The 21,562-nt window shown below is 36.9% G+C and carries 26 protein-coding genes and 6 pseudogenes; 11 read left to right on the forward strand and 21 right to left on the reverse strand.

Annotated elements, in window-relative coordinates:
- The first annotated feature begins 3 nt into the window (after positions 1–3).
- From JCM13188_RS03255 to JCM13188_RS03280, 6 genes and pseudogenes are all read left to right on the forward strand, one after another.
- Positions 4–954 (forward strand): ABC transporter permease, encoded by a 951-nt coding sequence (locus tag JCM13188_RS03255; RefSeq protein WP_054752091.1) that lies wholly within the window; start codon positions 4–6, stop codon positions 952–954.
- Positions 947–1,896, forward strand: a pseudogene (locus tag JCM13188_RS03260) (iron chelate uptake ABC transporter family permease subunit). The gene JCM13188_RS03255 and the pseudogene JCM13188_RS03260 overlap by 8 nt, the downstream one beginning before the upstream one ends.
- A pseudogene (locus tag JCM13188_RS03265) lies at positions 1,893–2,649 on the forward strand (iron ABC transporter ATP-binding protein). Before JCM13188_RS03260 ends, JCM13188_RS03265 begins: the two co-directional pseudogenes overlap by 4 nt.
- 22 nt (positions 2,650–2,671) lie before the next feature.
- Positions 2,672–3,594 (forward strand): annotated as a pseudogene (locus JCM13188_RS03270) (siderophore ABC transporter substrate-binding protein).
- Between the two features lie 16 nt (positions 3,595–3,610).
- Positions 3,611–4,168: a MerR family transcriptional regulator gene (locus JCM13188_RS03275; RefSeq protein ID WP_054752093.1), complete on the forward strand. Its 558-nt coding sequence runs from the start codon at positions 3,611–3,613 to the stop codon at positions 4,166–4,168.
- The gene (locus JCM13188_RS03280; RefSeq protein ID WP_054752095.1) at positions 4,135–4,410 is read left to right on the forward strand and encodes a hypothetical protein; all 276 of its coding nucleotides are present in this window, start codon (positions 4,135–4,137) and stop codon (positions 4,408–4,410) included. The genes JCM13188_RS03275 and JCM13188_RS03280 overlap by 34 nt, the downstream gene beginning before the upstream one ends.
- Positions 4,411–4,460: 50 nt before the next feature.
- Here JCM13188_RS03280 and JCM13188_RS03285 read toward each other — a convergent pair whose 3' ends face one another.
- On the reverse strand, positions 4,461–4,823 hold the full coding sequence (locus JCM13188_RS03285) for a hypothetical protein (protein ID WP_054752097.1): 363 nt from the start codon (positions 4,821–4,823) through the stop codon (positions 4,461–4,463).
- A 61-nt stretch (positions 4,824–4,884) separates the two neighbouring features.
- Entirely contained in the window at positions 4,885–5,373 is a 489-nt protein-coding gene (locus JCM13188_RS03290; protein ID WP_054752099.1) for a GyrI-like domain-containing protein, read from the reverse strand.
- Positions 5,374–5,451: 78 nt separating this feature from the next.
- Here JCM13188_RS03290 and JCM13188_RS03295 point away from each other — a divergent pair, with 78 nt between their 5' ends.
- Positions 5,452–5,826, forward strand: coding sequence for a PH domain-containing protein (locus JCM13188_RS03295; protein WP_054752101.1), 375 nt, complete (start codon positions 5,452–5,454; stop codon positions 5,824–5,826).
- A 156-nt stretch (positions 5,827–5,982) separates the two neighbouring features.
- Here JCM13188_RS03295 and JCM13188_RS03300 read toward each other — a convergent pair whose 3' ends face one another.
- Both JCM13188_RS03300 and JCM13188_RS20305 read right to left on the reverse strand, forming a co-directional pair.
- Entirely contained in the window at positions 5,983–6,228 is a 246-nt protein-coding gene (locus JCM13188_RS03300; protein ID WP_279401316.1) for a hypothetical protein, read from the reverse strand.
- A 71-nt stretch (positions 6,229–6,299) separates the two neighbouring features.
- Positions 6,300–6,961: pseudogene (locus JCM13188_RS20305) on the reverse strand (nuclease-related domain-containing protein).
- A 154-nt stretch (positions 6,962–7,115) separates the two neighbouring features.
- On the opposite strand from JCM13188_RS20305, the gene JCM13188_RS17765 reads away from it, so the two are divergent.
- Together JCM13188_RS17765 and JCM13188_RS03315 are read left to right on the forward strand one after the other, a co-directional pair.
- On the forward strand, positions 7,116–7,661 hold the full coding sequence (locus JCM13188_RS17765) for a lipase family protein (RefSeq protein WP_279401318.1): 546 nt from the start codon (positions 7,116–7,118) through the stop codon (positions 7,659–7,661).
- Positions 7,544–8,677 (forward strand): esterase/lipase family protein, encoded by a 1,134-nt coding sequence (locus JCM13188_RS03315; RefSeq protein WP_279401347.1) that lies wholly within the window; start codon positions 7,544–7,546, stop codon positions 8,675–8,677. The genes JCM13188_RS17765 and JCM13188_RS03315 overlap by 118 nt, the downstream gene beginning before the upstream one ends.
- Before the next feature lie 102 nt (positions 8,678–8,779).
- On the opposite strand, the gene JCM13188_RS03320 is transcribed toward JCM13188_RS03315, so the two are convergent.
- The 5 genes and pseudogenes from JCM13188_RS03320 to JCM13188_RS03340 all read right to left on the reverse strand — a co-directional run bounded on the left by JCM13188_RS03320 (position 8,780) and on the right by JCM13188_RS03340 (position 12,984).
- Positions 8,780–8,980: a hypothetical protein gene (locus JCM13188_RS03320; RefSeq protein WP_054752110.1), complete on the reverse strand. Its 201-nt coding sequence runs from the start codon at positions 8,978–8,980 to the stop codon at positions 8,780–8,782.
- A gap of 67 nt (positions 8,981–9,047) precedes the next feature.
- Positions 9,048–9,640 (reverse strand): annotated as a pseudogene (locus tag JCM13188_RS03325) (histidine phosphatase family protein).
- Positions 9,641–9,674: 34 nt separating this feature from the next.
- Positions 9,675–10,247 carry a diguanylate cyclase domain-containing protein gene (locus JCM13188_RS03330; RefSeq protein ID WP_369404803.1) on the reverse strand — a complete coding sequence of 191 codons (573 nt, stop codon included), beginning with the start codon at positions 10,245–10,247 and terminating at the stop codon, positions 9,675–9,677.
- A complete protein-coding gene (locus JCM13188_RS03335; protein ID WP_054752113.1) occupies positions 10,229–11,101 on the reverse strand; it encodes a GAF domain-containing protein in 873 nt (290 codons plus the stop codon). The genes JCM13188_RS03330 and JCM13188_RS03335 overlap by 19 nt, the downstream gene beginning before the upstream one ends.
- 407 nt (positions 11,102–11,508) lie before the next feature.
- Complete coding sequence (locus JCM13188_RS03340) at positions 11,509–12,984, reverse strand: bifunctional metallophosphatase/5'-nucleotidase (protein WP_054752115.1); 1,476 nt, start codon at positions 12,982–12,984, stop codon at positions 11,509–11,511.
- A gap of 181 nt (positions 12,985–13,165) precedes the next feature.
- Here JCM13188_RS03340 and JCM13188_RS03345 point away from each other — a divergent pair, with 181 nt between their 5' ends.
- Positions 13,166–13,420, forward strand: coding sequence for a DUF488 domain-containing protein (locus tag JCM13188_RS03345; RefSeq protein WP_369404795.1), 255 nt, complete (start codon positions 13,166–13,168; stop codon positions 13,418–13,420).
- A gap of 122 nt (positions 13,421–13,542) precedes the next feature.
- On the opposite strand, the gene JCM13188_RS03350 is transcribed toward JCM13188_RS03345, so the two are convergent.
- The 12 genes and pseudogenes from JCM13188_RS03350 to JCM13188_RS03405 form a co-directional block, all read right to left on the reverse strand.
- Positions 13,543–14,841: a hypothetical protein gene (locus JCM13188_RS03350; RefSeq protein ID WP_054752116.1), complete on the reverse strand. Its 1,299-nt coding sequence runs from the start codon at positions 14,839–14,841 to the stop codon at positions 13,543–13,545.
- A gap of 66 nt (positions 14,842–14,907) precedes the next feature.
- Entirely contained in the window at positions 14,908–15,432 is a 525-nt protein-coding gene (locus tag JCM13188_RS03355) for a cation:proton antiporter domain-containing protein (RefSeq protein ID WP_054752118.1), read from the reverse strand.
- The gene (locus JCM13188_RS03360) at positions 15,432–15,644 is read right to left on the reverse strand and encodes a cation:proton antiporter domain-containing protein (RefSeq protein ID WP_054752120.1); all 213 of its coding nucleotides are present in this window, start codon (positions 15,642–15,644) and stop codon (positions 15,432–15,434) included. The genes JCM13188_RS03355 and JCM13188_RS03360 overlap by 1 nt, the downstream gene beginning before the upstream one ends.
- Before the next feature lie 5 nt (positions 15,645–15,649).
- Complete coding sequence (locus JCM13188_RS03365; protein WP_054752121.1) at positions 15,650–16,084, reverse strand: cation:proton antiporter domain-containing protein; 435 nt, start codon at positions 16,082–16,084, stop codon at positions 15,650–15,652.
- Between the two features lie 33 nt (positions 16,085–16,117).
- The gene (locus JCM13188_RS03370; RefSeq protein ID WP_054752123.1) at positions 16,118–16,606 is read right to left on the reverse strand and encodes a DUF456 domain-containing protein; all 489 of its coding nucleotides are present in this window, start codon (positions 16,604–16,606) and stop codon (positions 16,118–16,120) included.
- A gap of 400 nt (positions 16,607–17,006) precedes the next feature.
- On the reverse strand, positions 17,007–17,555 hold the full coding sequence (locus tag JCM13188_RS03380; RefSeq protein WP_369404796.1) for an ABC transporter permease: 549 nt from the start codon (positions 17,553–17,555) through the stop codon (positions 17,007–17,009).
- Position 17,556: 1 nt separating this feature from the next.
- A complete protein-coding gene (locus tag JCM13188_RS03385) occupies positions 17,557–17,868 on the reverse strand; it encodes an ABC transporter permease (RefSeq protein WP_054752129.1) in 312 nt (103 codons plus the stop codon).
- Positions 17,865–18,188 (reverse strand): AAA family ATPase, encoded by a 324-nt coding sequence (locus tag JCM13188_RS20310; RefSeq protein ID WP_369404804.1) that lies wholly within the window; start codon positions 18,186–18,188, stop codon positions 17,865–17,867. The genes JCM13188_RS03385 and JCM13188_RS20310 overlap by 4 nt, the downstream gene beginning before the upstream one ends.
- A pseudogene (locus JCM13188_RS20315) lies at positions 18,177–18,565 on the reverse strand (ATP-binding cassette domain-containing protein); the annotation flags it as partial. The gene JCM13188_RS20310 and the pseudogene JCM13188_RS20315, both read right to left, overlap by 12 nt.
- 14 nt (positions 18,566–18,579) lie before the next feature.
- The gene (locus tag JCM13188_RS03395; RefSeq protein ID WP_279401319.1) at positions 18,580–19,107 is read right to left on the reverse strand and encodes a DNA topology modulation protein; all 528 of its coding nucleotides are present in this window, start codon (positions 19,105–19,107) and stop codon (positions 18,580–18,582) included.
- A 17-nt stretch (positions 19,108–19,124) separates the two neighbouring features.
- Entirely contained in the window at positions 19,125–19,652 is a 528-nt protein-coding gene (locus tag JCM13188_RS03400; protein ID WP_054752132.1) for a Rossmann-fold NAD(P)-binding domain-containing protein, read from the reverse strand.
- A gap of 83 nt (positions 19,653–19,735) precedes the next feature.
- Positions 19,736–20,338 carry a DUF3889 domain-containing protein gene (locus tag JCM13188_RS03405; RefSeq protein WP_054752134.1) on the reverse strand — a complete coding sequence of 201 codons (603 nt, stop codon included), beginning with the start codon at positions 20,336–20,338 and terminating at the stop codon, positions 19,736–19,738.
- A gap of 149 nt (positions 20,339–20,487) precedes the next feature.
- On the opposite strand from JCM13188_RS03405, the gene htpX reads away from it, so the two are divergent.
- Positions 20,488–21,393: a protease HtpX gene (htpX, locus tag JCM13188_RS03410; protein WP_054752136.1), complete on the forward strand. Its 906-nt coding sequence runs from the start codon at positions 20,488–20,490 to the stop codon at positions 21,391–21,393.
- Positions 21,394–21,562: the final 169 nt, after the last annotated feature.

Consider the following 21,562-nt stretch of genomic DNA (forward strand, 5'->3'; position numbering starts at 1 on the left):
ACTATGAAGCTTAGGTATTTATGGATCTTACTCTTGGTTTTATCTATGGTATCGCTATTTGTTGGTGTAACGAACATTACACCTTCACAATTACTAAATTTGGATGATACGCAAAAACAAATTCTCAATCAAAGCAGGTTACCTAGATTAATTAGCATTGTGATTGCAGGAATGAGTATGGGTATATGTGGTCTGATTATGCAGCAATTAAGTCGAAACAAATTCGTCTCCCCTACTACAGCGGGAACGATGGACTCCGCGAGATTAGGAATCTTAGTATCTCTCATTCTATTCTCAACGGCGAGTCCCATTTTTAGAACGATTACAGCCTTTATCTTTGCATTACTTGGAACCTACATATTTATGAAAATTCTAGATAAGGTTAAGTTTAAAGATGCTATCTTCATCCCACTAGTTGGAATTATGTTTGGTAATATTATTGGTTCCATCACAACATTTTTCGCTTATAAGCACGACTTAATTCAAAGCATTACCACTTGGCTTCAAGGTGACTTTTCAATGATTATGAGTGGGCGCTATGAACTGCTTTACCTTAGCCTGCCACTTATGATGATCGCCTACATTTTTGCAAACAAATTCACCATAGCTGGTATGGGTAAGGAATTTTCTATTAATCTTGGTCTCAACCATAAACAGATTGTGAACATTGGCTTAATCATCGTTGCGCTAGTGACCTCATCAGTTGTGTTAACAGTAGGAATGATTCCATTTTTAGGACTAATCATTCCCAACATCGTATCGATTTTTCAAGGAGATCATTTAAGGAAAAATCTACCTCACACTGCCTTGCTAGGGGCCGTATTCGTTCTGATGTGCGATATTTTAGGACGTGTGATTATTTACCCATATGAAATACCAATTGGATTAACAGTTGGGGTGATTGGAAGCGGCATATTTATCTACCTACTTCTAAGGAGAAAGGCTTATGCGTAATTCTACAAAACTATTGAGCTTACTTGTAATAGCCTTAATCTTAATTGCTGTTTTTTTATTCACAGATTTAAATAGTTCTAATTGGGATTACGTGTTACCTAGCGAACCATGAAGATTCTAGCAATCATTTTGACAGGAAGTGCGATTGCATTCTCAACCATTGTGTTCCAAACCATAACCAATAATCGAATTTTAACGCCGAGTATTATCGGTCTCGATTCGATGTACCTATTAATCCAAACTTTCATCATTTTGTATTTGGCTCAACACATATGACACTAATGAATCAACATGTCAATTTTATCATTTCAGTTGTTCTAATGATTGGTTTTGCCTTAATGCTTTACAAGTTTCTATTTAAAGGTGAAGGTCAGCACATCTATTTCTTATTACTCGTCGGATTAATTTTAGGAACGTTTTTTTAGCAGTTTGTCTGAATTCATGCAAGTTCTAATTGACCCTAACGAGTTCCAAGTTGTCCAAGATCGAATGTTTGCGAGTTTCAATAATGTCAATGAAGAGCTTTTTATCATTTCGGTCATTCTAATGCTTGTGACAACGCTGTACTTTATACGGTTCGCAAAATATCTTGATGTATTGTCACTTGGAAGAGAACACGCCATTAATTTAGGTGTTAACTATAACGGCGTTGTCAAACAATTGTTCATTATAATTGCCATACTTATATCAATTTCTACTGTCTTAGTTGGACCCATCACATTTTTAGGGTTGCTGGTTGCCAATGTAGCCTATCAGTTTTTGAAAACATACCAGCACAGCGTATTGATTGTTGGTGGAATTCTCATTAGTATCGTTGCATTAATCTTAGGACAATTAATTGTGGAACGAGTATTCACTTTTTCAACCACAATCAGTGTCATCATTAACTTTATTGGTGGGGTTTACTTCATTTATCTCTTATTAAAGGAGAGTCGAGCATGATTGCGATTAAAAACTTATCTAAAAAATACGGTCAAAAAACTGTTGTCAACAATGTTAATGTCGAGGTTAAAAAAGGGAAAATCACATCATTATTGGTCCAAATGGTGCCGGTAAAAGTACATTACTATCGGCCGTAAGCCGGATGATCAAGCAAGACCTCGGAGAAGTTTACGTCGACGGTAAAGAACTTAAAAAATGGAAGAACAATGACCTTTCCAAAAAGTAGCCATTTTAAAACAATCCAATCATTTAAATGTACGGCTCACAGTCCGTGAGCTTGTGTCATTCGGCCGTTTCCCATATTCCCAAGGACGTTTGACCGAGGATGATTGGAAGCATGTTGATGAAGCGATTTCTTTTATGGAGCTTGAAGACCTACAGGATCAATTTTTAGATGAACTAAGTGGCGGACAGCGTCAACGTGCATTTATTTCGATGGTTATCGCACAAGACACAGAGTACATTTTACTTGATGAACCATTAAATAATTTGGATATGAAGCATTCTGTCCAGATCATGAAGGTGCTACGCCGTTTAGTAAATGAATTAGGTAAAACGGTGGTACTTGTCATTCATGATATTAACTTTGCTTCATTTTATTCAGATTATATCGTTGCACTTAAAGAGGGCACCATCGTTAAACAAGGACCAACTGATGAAGTGATTAGCCAAGTTAATTTAAAAGAAATTTACGATATGGATATTCCGATTAAACAGCTGGACCGCTGTAAAGTTTGTGTCTATTTCGGATAAAAAATTATATGAGGTGATTAATATGAAGAAACTATTATTAGGTTTTGCTTTATTATCGTTAATTTTAATGGCCGCTTGTGGCGGTGAAGAAAGCAAGGCCGCACAAGGCAAAACAATGGAGGTCGAACATTCATTAGATACGGTTCAAGTTCCTAAAAACCCACAGAAGGTCGTCGTTTTTGACTTCGGAATGCTTGATACACTCAAACAATTAGATGTTGATGTCGCTGGTGTACCTAAAGATAGCCTTCCATCTTATCTTTCAGAATACGATAGTGATGAGTATGAACATGTAGGCGGACTAAAAGAACCAGATTTTGAAGCTATTCATGCAATGGATCCGGATTTAATCATCATCTCAGGACGCCAAATGAACCTATATGAAGATTTCAAAGAAATAGCCCCTACGATTTTATTGAACTGGATTATGAGAACTATATGGATTCGTTTAAACATAACGTGAATTTAATGGGTAAAATTTTTGATAAACAAGATCAAGTCGAGAAAGAAGTAAGTGAAATAGATGGTTTAGTAGAAGAATTACAAGCCAAAACAACAGACAGCGAAAAAACTGGACTGATTACATTAGCGACAGGCGGGAAAGTCAGTGCATATGGCCCTGGGTCAAGATTCGGAATTATGCATGATGTATTTGGCGTGAAGCCTGCGGATGACACAATTGAAGTTGCGACACATGGTCAGAAAATTTCATTCGAATTTATTGTTGAAAAAGATCCTGACTACCTATACGTTATTGACCGCGATGCTGTAGTTAATGATGAACCTGCAGCTAAAGAGACTATTGAAAATGATTTAGTTAAAAACACAAAGGCATATCAAAACAATCAAATTGTATATTTAGATCCTAATTACTGGTACTTATCAGGTGGAGGGTTAATTTCCGTTAAGGAAATGGTGAAAGAAATCAATCAATCGTTTGAATAATATAGGAGTGACAATAATGGACCAGCGATTTACAATCGGTGAAATGGCAAAACTCCATAATATACCTGTCAAAACGTTACGTTACTATGATGACATCGATCTTTTTAAGCCAATTGAAGTTGACCCGAACACTAATTATCGTTATTACTCAATCGAACAATTTGAACACTTAAACACGATTAATTATTTACGTGAATTAGGCATTACTCTAAAGGAGATCAAGCAGCAATTTAATGTGAGAGACCGGCAAATGTTTTACGATATGTTAGCTAGACAAGAAGCACGGGTTGAGCAGGAGATTAAACATCTTAAGCGGGCTAAAAAGCGTTTAAATAATAGGCAGCGAGAATTACTTTGCCAATATGATGATTGCGGGAAACCCAAAGTTCAAACCGTTCACAAACGTCGTATTGCTCAGTTAAAACAGCCAATTAGGAGCCATGCAGAGCTTGAACTTTCCTTAAAACAGCTTGAAAAGCGCTCCGGTTTAAACGCCTCTATTTTATTGGTGGCGTTGGAGTTTCACGCTCGGTTGAAACGTTGCCTAAACAAGTTTACAACTCTATTTTTCTAATGCTTGAGGATGAAGATATTGATTGTGAACTTGAAACCATTATGCCTGAGCGAGAATATGCAACACTTTTGGTAAACCGAGAACGAATACATCCTAAAGATTATGAACCATTGCTTCATTTAATAGATAAAAACAAACTTATAGTCGATGGAGATGCGATTGAGCGCACCATCATCGACCGCTATATCACTTCAAACCAAAAAGAGCACTTGTCTGAAATTCAAGTGCCCGTGTTAACATAATTTACCCATGGGCTGTCCCAAAAGTCATAAAAATGACTGGGGTGGCTCTTTTATTTTTCACTAATAGATCGGATGAATAATGTACCTGTCAACACTGATAGAACAACCTGTGTTTCAGTTAATAAAAAGACTTGTAATAAAAAATTATCAGTAATCCCAAACCATTTTGTCCAATATAATCTTGGAATAAATACTAGCACCATTAGTAACAAGGTTGGGACGAATAATTTCCAATTAAACTTAAACCTTCTCTTAAATAAGCTTCTTAACCCGTTCCACTCCATTAGGACGCCAAATAGAAAGGCACATAAGGTCATGCTCATGAGAAGAATATATGTACGCTCCTCAACTCTTTGTGCCGCTTCTTGTAATTCATAATAATTAATTGTCATTAAATAGAGTAATAAAATCATACCTAATACGATGGATAAAACGCTTAATACTTTCTTTAAGATACTCTCCCCTCCCTTAATTTTAACCTTTCTTTGTAACAGGAAAATGAACTTCTAATACGGATTCTGGATCATCCCCTTTAAAATCTTCTCCGTAAAATTCTATTTCAAATGCTCCAGATTTTTGATAATCCGATTGAGGTAACCATTCATTATAAAAATAATTAAAGCCCTTACCTATCTCATTCGTCATACCTTGGTATCGAACGATCGCATATTCTTGTTCAGGAATCTCTTTTACGACCATGCCTTCTGGTATGTCATCAGTATTCGTAACGGCTATGCCTGCCGTATATAAAAAACGATTACCTAACTGCCAATCTTTAGGAAATTCGATTAATCCATATTTTTCATGATTATTAGCTAAATTAGGAATTTGATCTTCGACCTCACTAAACTCTTCCCACAGACCTGGAATAGAGTTCGGCTCGCTCTTTTTCATAATCCCATAAGTTTTAATTTCTAACCCAACGATTGTTACTTGATCTCGCTTTTCCACACGTACATCCATAGGTAACCTCCTGAAGTTTTTGACTCTATTATATCATTTCACTAAAATGTAAGTAATAACCAATGGGAGGAATGACGTATGGGATTATTTGATGGAATGATGGGGAATGCATCTGAAATGGATACAGAAAAGGTTCAGGATGAGCTTGAGGAGTTATTAGCACCAAGTGAACAAGTTGAACATGCTTATAAATTAATTCGTGACCTCTTTGTCTTCACAAATAAGCGCTTGATTCTAATCGACAAACAAGGCATGACTGGTAAGAAAACCGAGTATCACTCCATCCCTTATAAGAGCATCACTCACTTTTCGATTGAGACAGCAGGAACATTTGATTTAGAAGCAGAGCTCAAAATTTGGATTTCTGGCAGCTCAGCACCTCTTGAGAAGACTTTTAATAAACAGCTTAATATCTACAAAGTACAGTCAGTATTAGCTGAATATGTCTTATAATGTTAGCGGAACCCAGGTTTGGGTTCCCGTTTTTTTATTCAAAGCTTTACCTCATTTTTATGAGGATTTTTTGATTTATGAGGAATTTCATAAATATATAAGGAAAAAATTATTTTTATGAGGAAAAATATAAATTTATAAGGAATTTTTAGATTTTTATGAGGAAATTACTAAATCTCCTATGTTATATTTTGCTCCTTTCCCTTTCCCTGTAGTAGGGACTTTTAGCTGACTTAACAGATACCTAGTAACTTCTCTATTTTCAATATTTAAAAAGTCTCTGGCATCTTTATTACTTATCCAATTGTTAATCAACAGTGCATAATCACGAAGTCCATTTATATGAGCATCTTTACTTTCAGCCTTACATTGGCAAAACCACCTCCCATGGACACGTTCCATCCCTATTCGATTACATTTTGGACATTGCACACCTTTTAACAATTGATTCTTGGTTAGCCCAAAACGGTCCATCAGATCAATTTTTTTTCCGAAGTGTGTTCGCGGAGGAATAATTCTTTTGCTAACGCCAGATCGGTGTCCTTCCAAACAGTATGAGTTAAGATTTCGTGAAGCTTTTGATATTTAAAAATAAACTCTTGAAGTGTGATGACGTTTCTTAAATGGAAATGATCATTTGGTTCAATGTGAAGAATACCTTTACGGCTGACAAATACGACTAACGTATAGATTGGTATTTCGGGGAGATGGTTTATCTTTAAGAATTGCTGTAATTGAAGCTTTTGTTGTGACACTTGGAGGACAGGGTTGGGGAATTTCTCAATGGTGCCATTTAAAACTCGTAACATTTGCTTTGTTTCTTTTTTGAAATAAATGTCTCCAGACATATTTTCACTTCAACAATCATCAAAAATCTAGGAGTTATTAACAGTGTATCCATCTGGAAGAAATTTTTCTCTCTTGGAAGTCGTAAGTCAAAGAAACAACTTAAATCTGATGTAGAGATTATATCTACATAATAGTCTAATAATCTCTCACCTCGATCTCCTACCCTTACTATGCGAAGCGCGTCTTCAATGTCCGGTGTGACATCTAAACTTGGATGAACTCTCCTACTTAGTGCTTCAAGAGACCAAAGTCTAACAGGTGGATCATGGTCTTTACAAATCAACATGTTCACTCCTTTTTATCAGTCTAAACAAAATTATAGAAATATCTCCTATCCCCGACAAGTACTTTTTACCTACCTAAAAACACTTCTTTAGCCCCTAATAATGACATACCTATATGATAGATAATTAGAGTAACTAAATTTTTAGGAGGTATTTATGTATAAGAAAATTTCACTCGTCACTCTGTTTCTTGTATTGATTTTTGGAAGCGTTTTCACTAATGCGGATACACAGAAGCTTGAGGATCCCAAGTTAGTTGCACCACAAGATGATGGCATCTCCATCATGGGTAAAGCCAGTAATGGAAATGATGAAACGCCAGGTGAATGGTATATCGGTTCCACACCATCCAACCTGGACCCTAGCAAGCCTATTCTTCTCTTTGTACACGGATTAAATAGTACGGCGCAAATTTGGTGGGAAGATAATGACATGTACCAAACCGCTTACGATGCCGGTTATCAAACCACGTTTCTTCAACTTCATGATGCAGGTGGGTACAACGAAGACATGTGGGATAATGGTCAATTATTAGCTGAAAAATCATTGAGATCTCAAACCACTTTAATGGCAAACCTATTACCATCGTCGCTCACAGCAAAGGCGGCGTTGACTCCCAGACTGCTCTCACTTATTATGGTGCTCATCAATATGTCGACAACGTTATTACTCTTTCAAGCCCACATCACGGGTCACAATTAGCTGATCTTGCCTACAGCTCTTGGGCAAGCTGGCTTGCCGATTTAATTGGAGCTAAAGGAGACGGCACTTACTCGATGCAAATGGCTGAAATGGAAGCTTATCGTCAGCAAACTGACCCACAACCACTCGCTTATTATAACGACTACTATACATTAGCCGGTACTTCATGGGGTTCCGCATTCTCTTCAACTTGGTACGGAGGTATGTATCTATCATCTTACGGATCTAATGATGGTGTCGTAACCGTTGATAGCAGCAGACTTCCTGGCGGTACAGAAGTAGCTGTTGGCGATTGGGATCACTCTTCAATTCGTACTGGTATCACCTTCCCAGTCTTTGATGACTATTTAGCAGATCAACAAAATTTCACATCCCAAAAACAGCCTAAAGGTAAGAAAAAGAACCTCAAATCAAATCAATGGATTCACGGCGGGGAACTTAAAGAAGGTCAAGATGGCATCTCGATGGCAGTTGAAGATGATGTTTCAGAACTTAACATTAATCTCATGACTTCAAAACAACCTAAGTCTATGAAGCTAGTCGACCCTAATGGTAAAGAACATCCTGCATTATTTAAATCTACTAGCATTGACGACGGTGTCTTTAAAAATGCCATTAGTCACATGGCATCAATTAAACGTCCTACACCTGGGGAATGGACTCTTAAAATTAATTCTCACACTCCCGACTCCTACCTATTAATGAACGATTATCGCACGAAACGACCATTTAATCTTAACAAACACATTAAACAAAATGGTGACTTAAATCTGACCTACCAAATGCAAAGCCAAAACAAGATTAAACACACAACCTACACTGTTACCGAGTCTAAGAACCCTGCCAATACAAAGAAATTCACTAATCAATCTAACCATTCTCAAAACATCCAATTAGGTAAACCAAACACTACTTATAACGTGACAATTGATATTGAAGGCGTCACAGAAAAAGGTTATCCATTTAAAAGAACCATTGTGGAGTCTGTTAAAGTTCCAGGACCCCATCATAGATAAGGTTTAATCAAACCCAAATGATTTTATTATCGATTAACAAAAACCTTCCGCTGAGCATTTAAGCTCTGTGGAAGGTTTTTAATAAAAATACGATTTCGTTTTTTACTTTTTATTTAACAAATAACCGATTACTAGACCTATTAAGCCTATGATCCAAAGAACTCTTGCAGATGACTCAAAGAGTATATAATTAAGCGCATCTTGTAATCCGTTTGTTTCGGGAAAATCAACTAACAATAAGCCAATCCCTAAGATGATCGCCAATATTCCAACAACTAAGCTACTCTTAGCGGCAACTTTCATCACAATCCCCCAAAATCTTATAATTCTCACTTTTCTCATTTTAACACAATCATTTATTTATTGGTAATTAATTAAGATGCTTCGTGCAATTAAATAATGAGATTTCCCACTTTTGTCCATCATAGTGCAACTTAGTTAAAGAAGTATTATTCAACCGATTATTTTGACTAACTGGTTCAACTAATTCCGCTAATAATTGTCTCAGAAAAGAACCATGTGAGATAACTAAAATGTGCTTTTCAGGATGTTGGTCTACTATTTCATTTATAAAAGCCAGCCCTCGCTCGACCACACTTTTGTTATTTTCAATTCCTAAATCTTCTTCATACCACTTCTCACCCCAACGTTCAATTCGCTCAGCTTTAGTCGTCCCTTCGATTTGTCCACCATAGGCTTCTCTAATTCTTTCATCTGTTATTACAGGAACTTCTAATTTCGTAGCTATTATTTCTGCTGTTTTATGTGCTCGCTTTAAATCACTAGAATAACAACTGACCACTTTTCGTCTTTCAAGCGTTCAGCAAGCTTTTCCGCATCTTCCAAACCCTTATCGTTCAATGGAATATCCGAGCTTCCTTGTGCTTTCCTAGCAATATTCCAATCAGTAATTCCATGTCTAACAAATCCAATTACAGTCATTACAAATCCCTCCTTAACCATATAGAAAAAATGCTGCCGAATAACAGCAGCATTTTTAAATGCTCATCTTTGGAACATACCACATTAGTCGGTTTTTCCCCGACGCTTTTGCTTTATATAAAGCACGGTCTGCTTTTCTTATTAAATCATCCACTTCTTCTCCGTCATCAGGTGCCATCGCGACACCAATACTTAACGTTACGTGATAGATTTTACCTCTAATCTCCCACGGCTTAGATGAAGCATGGTCTAGTCGTTCTGCAACTTTAATAACGTCTTCCTCACTTTTAACACCTGTTAAGAGTACATTAAATTCATCTCCGCCTATTCTCGCGATCATATCTTCTTCTCTTAAGCAATTGCGAAGACGTCTAGCTAAATGCAAAAGGAAATCATCACCTGCATCATGTCCTAAGTCGTCATTGATTTGTTTAAAATTATCACAGTCCAAATATAATACAGCAAGCTTCTCATTTGTTTCTTTGTGACGATCTATTTCTCTAGCTAGTGTTTGTTTAAAGTGTCTACGGTTTGGAATACCTGTTAGCGGATCATTATTGGCTAGATAGAAAACTTTTTGTTCCGCTTCTTTACGTTCAGTAATATCTATTAATACGCCTCGATATATAAGATGTCACCATTTCTTCCTCTTGTCACGGTCGTCCGATCATCAATCCAGCGAACTCGCCCATCGGATGTAATTAGCCGGTACTCTTGTTTATATTTATAGACACCTCTACTCAAGTAATCTTCTACCTCAGCCTCTACTCTTGGTAGATCGTTAGGGTGTACGATTAGAGAAAAATCTATTTGTTCTTTTAAGAATTTCTCTGGTGAATAACCAAATTGCTCTACATTATTTGATACATAGTCAATCGGCCATCCTTTATCTGCTTTCCATCTGAAAATGATAGCCGGACTATTTTCAATCACTCGATTAGCTAATTGTAGTGCTTCTTGCGATTGCTTCTTATCTATAATAACGGCTGCTAAGTGACTGAACTGATCAAAAATTTGTTTTTCTTCTTCAGTTGGCTTTCGATTTTCATTCGGATAGAAAGCTAAAGTTCCGTATAATTCCCCACTCGAAGATACAATCGGAATCGACCAGCATCCTTTAATATCATATTTAACAGCAACTTCCCTATGATTCTCCCATAACGAATCAACTTTAGCATCCTCTACGACTACTAAATCATTTATGTATGCGGAGGTCCCACATGATCCTGATTTTGGTCCAACCTTTAAGCCGTCCATATTTTCTAAATACGCCCTTGAAAACCGAGGGCCAATAGGGTTCTCCAGACTATGTAGTTTTCCATTATATTCAGTGATAGTCGCACGAACATCTGGAAGAACTACTGCTATCGTCTCGGTTAATCTCTCTAATATTTTGCATAGTGGCAGATGATCTGCCGCTAGCATCTCTATAATTCTACTTTGTTCTTTCAAGAAATGTTGGACATTAATCAGATGAGCCATGTAGGTGCCCCCACTACCATTTTTTAATATCGCTATAAAATATAACGATATTTATATTTACTATACCACTTTTCTGAAAGATTAAAAGTATTTCGACAAAAATTTTACAAAATTTTCTTTTAATTTTAGTTTAACCCTATTGGAGAAGATTATTACATAAATAAAACTGCTGGCTAAGGCCAGCAGTTTATATTCTTAATGGTTTCCATTTTTGAACTTACCGTCTTTAGCAAGTTCTTTAAGTCTTTCTTTAGCTCGATCAGAAGCGTTAGGGTTGTCAGTTAGCGGTGTAACAAGTTCTACTTCTTGAATACGTCCTTCTGCATAATATTCAATTGGTTCATCAAATGATTTAATATAGTCAACAGTAGCATCTAAATCAGTTGGACCAACTTCTGAGCTTAACGCTAAGTTTCAATATTACTATCAGGGTCACCGAACATGTAATTATTAACTACAACTGTGTATACTTCGTTAGGGTCAATTTCAGATCCATCTGGAAGGAACACATCAATTACTTCCATCTCATCATAGTTCCATGTATAGCTGAATCCAGCTACACTATAATCTGGACCATACGGCTCGCTTAATTGATTATTTAACACATCAATAATGGACTCTCCCGTAAGTTCAGCTTTGACTAAAGTGTTTCCAAATGGCTGAACTGTAAAGACTTCACCGTACGTAATCGGACCTTCGTCAATGTCAGCACGAATGCCGCCACCATTCATCATAGCCATATCAGCATCCATTGCCCACTTCATGCCATCAGCAATTAAGTTACCTAACGGATTATCGCCTTGTTCTCCGCGTGCAGCATAACCGCCTTCTAAAGGTACCGCTGCATCTCCGATAACTTCATTTTTAATATCATCAACAAGTGTTTCATATTTATCTAAGATTGACGCAACAGCAGGATCTGGCTCCATACCATGTTGAGCAACGGTTACTACCTCAGCTGTTTTCTCAACAATGTCACCAGTTGCAGGATCAATTTTTAAATCAACGTCTGAAAATGCTGTTCCATAAGAATAAGCTTGAACGATTAATTTACCGTCTACTAATCCATTGTTATAAACGTGGTTGTGAGCTGCAAAAATCACGTCAACTTCATCATCAACACTGTTCGCAATGTTAGCAGCATCTCCAGTAATAGCATCCCCTTCTTGGAAAGCAGGATTATGTGCAAGAACGACTATTGACTTAACACCTTGTTCTTTTAATTCTGGAACATATTTATTAATCGCTTCTGCTTCATCTGTAAACTCTACATTTTCGTTTCCTTCTTTAATTACCATATTTGGAGTTTCTGTAGTCACAACTCCAATAAACCCAATTTTCTGACCTTCAACTTCTTTAACTACATAAGGGTCAACAATCAACTCTTCAGTATCTTTATATTGAACATTTGCTGCTACAACAGGGAAATTCATACCGTCATAGCCTTCCGTACCGTTTGGATGTTCTCCGCCATTAATCATACGAAGAAGCTCATCGACACCTTCATCAAATTCATGGTTGCCTAATGTACCTACATCCATACCCATTTCTTCCATGATTTCTACAGTTGGTTCATCTTGGAATGACGCTGAAATTAATGGACTTCCGCCAATCATATCACCGGAATGAACCATTAGCGTATTATCTGGGTTTGTTGCTTCACGTTCTTTTAAATAAGCAGCTAGATAATCTGCACGTCCAGCCGGGTCGTTTTCTCCATCCCCATCAAAATCCGCAAAGGAATCTTCGTAATCGATCTGACCGTGCCAATCATTTACTCCTAGTAACTGTACGTCAACTAAATCTTGTTCAACAGCAGTTAAGCTACTAAACGAAGGTACTAGTAAAGACAAAGATAATAGAATCATAACGAACTTTTTCATCATTATTCCTCCCTTTATGTATGTTCCAAATACAATATATCATAGAATTAATAGGTACATTGACTCAATTGTGTCACTCTATTATTAATTTTTCGTAAATTAAAACCATACTCGCAAGACTCGATAGATTTAGTTTAATATAGACTGATTTCGGTCATAGTTAAATAGAGAGGTGATTCTTATGACAGTTAATTTAAAAAGAATTTACAATGAAGCTTATAAAAATGATGGAAAGCGTGTGTTAATTGATCGCGTGTGGCCAAGAGGTGTATCAAAAGAGAAGGCTCAATTAGATGAATGGCTAAAAGAAGTCGCGCCCACTTCCGATTTAAGAAAGTGGTTTAATCATGATCCAGATAAGTTTAAAGAGTTTAAAAAGAAATATAAAGAAGAACTCAAAAAAATGAAGAACAAAATGAAGCATTTAATCAATTAAAGGATTGGACATCTAATGGAAAGGTTACTCTTCTATATGCAACAAAAGAGGAAAAATACACCACGCTCAAGTGTTAAAGGACTTATTAACGTAAAAATGAGGTTGGGAAACTCCAACCTCATTTACTTATCTTTTTTTAAGAAATTTAGAATCCCATCCATTAACCCTTCAGCTAATGGTAAGTCAGGGTTAGCATACGTACTCATGTTACTAGAACGATCTTCAGGTGCTTCTTTAAGAACGTGATTCATCTCTTCAATTACCAACTCTTCAGCATCTAGATTAGCATTAGCTAATCGATCAGCATTTTCTACTGATATTTGAACATCATGTGTGCCCTGAACAATTAACACTGGCATGTTTAACTTTTTTATCTCCTCAGCAGGGTCGTAGTTCATCCATGATATTAGAAATGGTTGCAGCTCCGGTGCAAACAAACTGTATAATTTAGGACTGACATCTTCAACCGTCTTTCCTTGCTCAAGTTTATTCAAAACGTTTTTAGATTCGTTTAATTGTTTTTCACTTACCTGACCTTCAATCTGATCCAAAATCACTTCACCAATCGGTTTGCCAGCTCCTGCAACGGAAACAAAATAATCAGCTCCCGCTTCTTGAGCCGCTAACATACCAACTAACGAACCTTGACTGTGCCCAATTACACTAACCTCAGAAAAACGTTCATCACCGTGCATCATATTAAGCCAAGCTTTCGCATCATTTACGAAATCTTTGAAGCGTAATTCGCTTTCAGGTATGACCGCCTCTTCATTTTCCCGAACACCACGCTTACTATAACGAATCGATGCTATTCCATTTTCTGCAAGCGATTCAGCTACTAATTTCAAGCTATTATTTTTACCTGGGATACCCTTTGAATTACCATCGCGACTAGTTGGACCTGAACCAGGGATAATTAAAGCAACAGGGTAAGGCCCTTCACCTTCTGGCGTTAACAGTTCGCCTTTTAATTCGCCATGTTCAGTTTCAACTGACAATAAATCTTCAGGTTCTGAACGCTCGCCTGTTTGCCCAGCCAATTGACCTCTTTCTAAATGAAAAGGGAATTCCTGTCCTTCTTGCGTAAACGTCCCTTCGATCAAATCCTCATTTTCTAAAACGCCTTCAAACTTGACCTCTTGATTCGGGAGTGGCACCTCAAATGAAATGTTCTCTCCGTCAAATTTCAAGTGGGTTAAAGAAAATTCATTTAAATTTTGTATAGGAATACTGATATTACCAGTAAATTTTTCTTTATGGTCAAATTCGATAATGATATTAAGAGGCTGCTCCTCTACTTCGATCGCCCCGTTCCATGTACCGACTAATTGATCTTCAACAGGTGCTCCTTCTTGATCATCAGAACAAGCAGCCAGCATCCATAAAGAAAATAAAACAATTAAACATAAAGCTTTTTTCATAGCGAACACCCTTTAATGGTTTTACTATTAAGACGAAACCTCTTATATAAAGGTTTCATATATCATTTAACTCCTTTTTGATAAAGGATAAATCGATAAACTCTGAACAACCATTGAAATAATTATGGCACCTATTGCGAGTGAGATAATCATATCAGCTTGGTTTGCGTATTGATCTTTAAACATCAGAAGTAAAGCAACTGACATCGTACCTTTAATTCCAGCCCAAGTCATAATGTGTACATCAGTAAATTTAAATCGTTCTCTTAAGTTTGGTATGGTTTTATAACTAATTAGTAAGATGATTTCCCTAGATATAAGTGATAGAACGAAGATGACTAGCATCGCCCACCATTCGCTGAGCTGAATTAATTTCTGCACTTCTAACCCCATTACTATGAATAGTATGGATAACACGACTGGGTTTATGTTTTCCCAAAAACCTCTTAAATAATTTCTCGTTTGCTCTCTATTTTGTTTCTCTAACTCAAAAGATAACATTAATCCTGCAGTTACTGTAGCAAGAACACCCGATACTCCAAAATGTTCTGCCGTTAGAAAACCTCCATAAGCTAGGATCAAACTCACCATTACTTGATACTCTCGGTGATTAAGCCAAAAATAATCTTACTAAAAATATAACCAAATATTAGTCCAGTTAAAATGCCACCTAGCGAAACTAGCAGAAATTCTTGAAAGAAAGAGAGGATGTGAAATCCTTTTTGATTCGAATAAATACCAGCTACAACCGTAAATAAGACGACACTTGTCCCGTCATTAAACAATGACTCTCCTTCAACCACATCTGCTAGATCATCTTTATTGGTTGACTTTTTAATATATTAACTACTGAAACGGGATCCGTTGGGGTAAGAATTGCTGCAATGACTAAAGCTGCTAGAAAACTTAATGATAATGCAGATCCTAAAGTGAAATAAATCAATCCAGCAAACAGAAATGCCACAAACAACATACCAATAGTACTTAAAGTAATAAAAGCTGGATAATACTTTTTAAAATCTTTAAGAGGAAATTCATAAGCAGAGACGAACAATAAAGCGGGTAAAAACCAATGTAAAATCATTTTTTCAGTTAGTACGACATCGTGATAAAAAGGAATAAATGATAATCCGATTCCAACTATTAATAATAAAACTGGAACAGGGATGTATTCTTTCTTTTTATCTATTGCAAAAATGATTGTTCCAATGAGTATAAACGATATGATTTGATAAGCGTTCATCTTTGTCACCTCTTATCCATACCATACCCTTTTTTAGATACTAAAATGCAATGGTGACAAAAACCAAATGATCATAATCAGTTGGATCACAACTTTTGCTAGTGAGCCACTTAAAAATCCGATAAACGAACCGACTGATGCTCGAAAAGCCTCTTTTGTCGAACGCTTTTGGATAAGTTCTGTAACTAAAACTGCAACAAATGGTACGACTAGAATTCCGAATGGAGGTACAATAAATGAGCCAACAATAACAGCTACAGCAGCAACTTGTTCACCTCGTTTAGAACCACCATATTTTTTAACAAAGTAACTGTTGGCAATCACATCCGCACCAATTAAAATAATGGTGAAGATAACCATAATCGAATAGAAGACCCAACCAAGTTCCGCGTTATCTATAAAGAAATGGTACGCTAAGAAACCAAGCCACAACACTAATACAGATGGAATGATAGGAAATAATATTCCTACAAAACTTAATACGAAAAAGGCTATAATCAATATCCATATAACTATATCCATACAAACCTCCAACAACTTTAGATATCTATACCTACATTATAACGCTTCGGCTAAGAAAATGGGCAAGAAAGTGTGAGATCATCCAACCAAATATCAACATTAACATCATTCCGGTTATAGAGAAAAAACAAACCCTGTAACACCACTTAGTACCATTGCACTAGGCAGAATAAATCTCATCAAAATCACTCTTGATAAGTTTGTTAAATTGACTTGCTGCCATCTAAACAATTCTAGGAATGGATCTGTGATAATCTGGTTCCAAAATGATTTTAATAACTGCCCTAAAAATAAATAAGAGCAAAATATATAATTAACTTGTACCATCCCGGAAATAAAACTATAAGAATTACCCCTCCTAAAGTGAGTTGTACATATAGTAGGATCCAATTTCTCCTTCTTAACATAGTTTTATAATGAGTTCTTGATAACCTATTTCCGGTGTATAACCTGTGAATAATTTTTGAGACTTCCTAAAAATCCAAGGTTTTTTTGACGAACGAGCTTTTGACTGAACCATCCAGTCTGGTGCTCCAATGTGGGCGCTTTGCATTAGAATCAGCTGTAAAACTTTATTTCTCAGTTCTCTATCTAGTTCAATTTCACGTTCAAAATGTTTGCTTTTCTTGAAAACTTTTCTTATCACCAAGATTAAGATCCCAATTGCTAACCCATATGCAGCCCAATATGAAAAGCCGTTTAAGACAAACCAGAAATAGCCATAAGATAAAGAAACCAATAGAGCTATGCTTAGCCGAAACGACCATTTAGATAATTGCACATTTAACACACGCTTGATTAGGCTAACGGACAATGACCAGATATAGATTAAAAAACTTAACGACCAGAACTCATTCATCCCTAAATTTAAATACTGCATTATAATTGGCGAAAGAACAGCCATCAACAAACTTACTTTAATAAGCATTTTAAATGTTATAAAGAGCATTTTAAAACTGGTTCAGTGACTTAATAAGATTCGTTTTTTGCCACAAATACAAAAGGTCCGCATGATGTAAAAAAGCATAATGAGAACCCGCAAGTATAACTAAAATAATAATCAATATAAGAGTATCAACCGTTACATAATTCGGCCACCCTGGAATTTGGAGCCATAAATCAGCGTAAAAGCTTGCTCCCATAAGAGCAAAAGGTATGAATACATAAATCCAAACTGTCCAATCAATCGTTAACCTCTTTATTCGTTTGTAAAACCTAAAGTGCTGACTCAGCTTGTTTCTAAATAGTTGTAAACCCTTCATTTTACTGTACGCTCCATAAGTACTTCAAATGAATCTAATAAAGTGGCATGTCTAGTCCCTGCAGCATTTAAGATGTCTTCGAGTGTACCTTGTATAATCACTTCTCCGTTCATCATCAATACGAACCTGTCACAAATTCTTTCTGCCGTATCTAACATGTGAGTTGACATTAATACTGCAGCCCCTTCTTGCCGTTCTTGATCTAATAAACGTAAAAAATCTTTCATCGCTTTCGGGTCAAGGCCAATAAACGGTTCATCGATGATGTATAAAGAAGGTTTCGTTAAAAACGCTAAGACAATCATCAGTTTCTGCTGCATACCTTTAGAGAATGATGTCGGATATTGATGTACGACATTTTTTTTAATCTAAAGATATTAAGCAGTGGTTTAACACGGCGATTCATTTCTTCCTCAGATAACTCGCAAATCGAAGCAGTAAATTGTATGTGTTCCCACAACGTCAATTCGTCATAGTACACGGGCTGTTCTGGTATGTATGCATATGTATCATTAAATTGTACTTGGCCTTCTACAAATCCAATGGTACCTAACAAGGCTTTAATGGTCGTGCTTTTTCCAGCGCCGTTCGGACCAATCAGACCAACAAGTTCACCTTGATTTATTTGAAAATGTACTTGGCGGATCACCGGTTCTCCTTGATCATAACCCGCTTTATGTATATCAACCTTTACCATGCACTCACCTCTTTCTATCCAACTTTATAGTGATGTTTGTCACGCCGAATTTGTTTAAGGAACTCATCAGCTTCTCGTCTAGTTCTAATAATCACAACGGTTTTAGTTGGATAGTTTCTTAGATGTTTATAGACACCAGGTTGTTTGGACTTCCTAAAATCCCACACGTATTTTATAAACTCCCAACTAAACCGCTCAGTCCCAGCATTGAGGTCAGGCCGTCTTTGTCCCCGGTACTGAATCATACGTTTAAAGATCCGGTACATACAGACTCTTCTTGGTAAATCAAAGAAAACAACGAAATCCGCTCTCTCTAGTCTAAGGTCGATTGTTCCGTTATAATTTCCATCAATAATCCATTTATCTTGCTTAATCAGTTCTTTCGTTATTTCGATCTGTTTTTCTCGCGAAGCCATCACCCACCCTGGACTCCAGAAGAGATTATCTAAATGATACAAATCTAGTTTTAAAATTTCCGCAAGTTCTCTCGACATAGTTGATTTACCAGACCCAGGTGACCCGATTAACATAACACGTTTCACTTCTTCTTCCCCCACTCTTAAGGTCTTTGACCCCAAGGCTCTAATTGTCCAACAATATAAGTCGACTGGCCTGATTTTATCGCTTCAATAACCCCGTCTGAAATTTCACTATTCGTCAGCCACCTAGATTGGTTATGATCTACTTTAAAACCAAGTTTAACTTGATGGTAATAACAATGTTTAGGGATTTCCAGCGTCTCTCTCATTTCGTTTAGATCCGAGCTGCTTCCTAATACATGATAAAGGTGGCAGTTCGTTTCCTGTTCTTGTATAGATTCTAGTAACGTTTCCATTGGGTTTTCTGGGACGCGATGAATCCAAGCAATGATGAGATCCCAATCAAACGTTTGTTTGATATTTTGTTTAAACTCTACTAGATGACGGTAATCAACATACAGCGGATGAAGTTTCCCTTCACGACTCATTAGCTTGGCCATCTTACGCTTTGACCTTCCTACTACATAAATTTCATAGCCTTGTTCGACTAACCAATGACTTACACCCGCTAACATGCCGGAGCCACCAACGACTAATGCTCTCTTCATCCCATCACTCCCTGTCAGAATATTATATCATTTTATTCCAGTATTTACTAAAACAAAACCGCAGCCTTAACTGCGGTTGATAGTTATTGTTCAACTTCACTCAAATCAAATGAAATAACTCGGTTAGTGTTTGGATTATAAACGACAGACCCTCTTACTTTGATGGTCTCACGTGGTGATACCAATGTATAAAGGTACGCCTCTCGAGTTCTATTTGAGGATACTTCCTCACTTCCTTCAAAGTTATAATTGGTAACTTGATACCCAGGATAGCCAACTTGAACAAGCTCTATTAGGTATTTTCCGAACTTCTCTTCTTCTAGTTCAGGTGAAGGGATAATTTCAACATTTAACACTCCAACATCAGGATCAACCCCTAATGCTTCAAATGCTCTCTTATGAAGGTTGATTCTATTTGGCGGATTATTTGGAACAGAATCCACTACCTCAACGATTACCTCTCGAGTATTTTGAGGGTTTCTTACTTTTAAACTTTGACCACACTGAAAACCAGATCTCGGGCTAACAGCAACTGTTTGATATTCATTATCAGACCAGGGTATATTACACTGCGTGACTTGTCCTCCCTCTGTCCAAGTCGCTTGACCTTGTATAACTTGCTGGCGTCCATCAAAGAATGGGAGCATTGGTTGTGGCTGATACATGTGTCGATTAAACGGGTACATATGTCTCCTCCTTTTGAGTATAGTTTTTATAACATATGCCTACATAAGGTTGACCCGTTACAATGTCACAGTGAATTCATTTTATATTAGAAGGTTTCATGATATAATATTGACTGAAAATTATATCAAACAAGCAGGGGGACAATAGATTGGGTAAACGTATATTTTACTTTTTATTAACGAACATTCTAGTCATGGCCACAATAGTTATTGTTTGGTCCGTTTTAACCTCATTTTTTGACTTAGGTAATATCGGCGGAATCAATGGAGTCGGCGGTATTAATTTTGTATCTTTAGGTGTCTTTAGTATTGTGGTAGGTTTCGCTGGCGCTTTCATTTCATTAGCTATGTCACGCTGGATGGCTAAGAAAATGATGGGTGTTCGCGTTATAGATCCTGGAAAATCAATGTCAGCTCAAGAAAAAGAACTCGTTGACCGTGTGCATCGTCTATCTCGTGCAGCAGGTCTTATGCACATGCCAGAAGTTGGGATTTACCGTTCACGTGAAGTGAATGCTTTTGCAACAGGCCCTTCTAAGAAGCGCTCACTCGTTGCGGTTTCTTCAGGATTACTAGAATCAATGGATGATGATGCTGTAGAGGGCGTCTTAGCTCACGAAGTGGCTCACGTAGCTAATGGTGATATGGTCACCATGACATTACTACAAGGCGTTGTGAACACATTCGTAGTATTCCTATCACGCGTAGTAGCAAGCATTGTATCAAGTTTTGTTAGAGAAGAAATGAAGTTTGTTGTACATTTTGCAGCCATCATCATTTTCCAAATTCTATTTTCAATTTTAGGATCGATGGTTGTCTTCGCTTATTCACGTTATCGTGAGTATCACGCAGACCGTGGTGGTGCAGATCTAGCGGGTAAAGATAAGATGATTCATGCGCTTGAAGCACTAAAACAGCAGGTTAACCGAGTACGCGATCCTCACCACGATGACAATGCTGTACAAACATTAAAAATTAACAACAAAACAAAAATGAATCTATTCTCTTCACACCCTGATTTAGATGATCGTATCGCTAGGTTACAAGCAAAATAAATCAAAAGCAGAAAAAGGCACCTACTCAAAAAAGTGGGTGCCTTTTTAATATCTAATACTTAAGCTTCCTTGCCTTTGCCCATTTGAATATGCTGCTTTACATATAGATTAATCTTATGACCCGTATAAAAAATCCAGCAACAATTAATCCACCGAATATCCAGCCGGA

Source organism: Piscibacillus salipiscarius JCM 13188 (assembly GCF_001311865.1).
GTDB lineage: Bacteria > Bacillota > Bacilli > Bacillales > Alkalibacillaceae > Piscibacillus > Piscibacillus salipiscarius.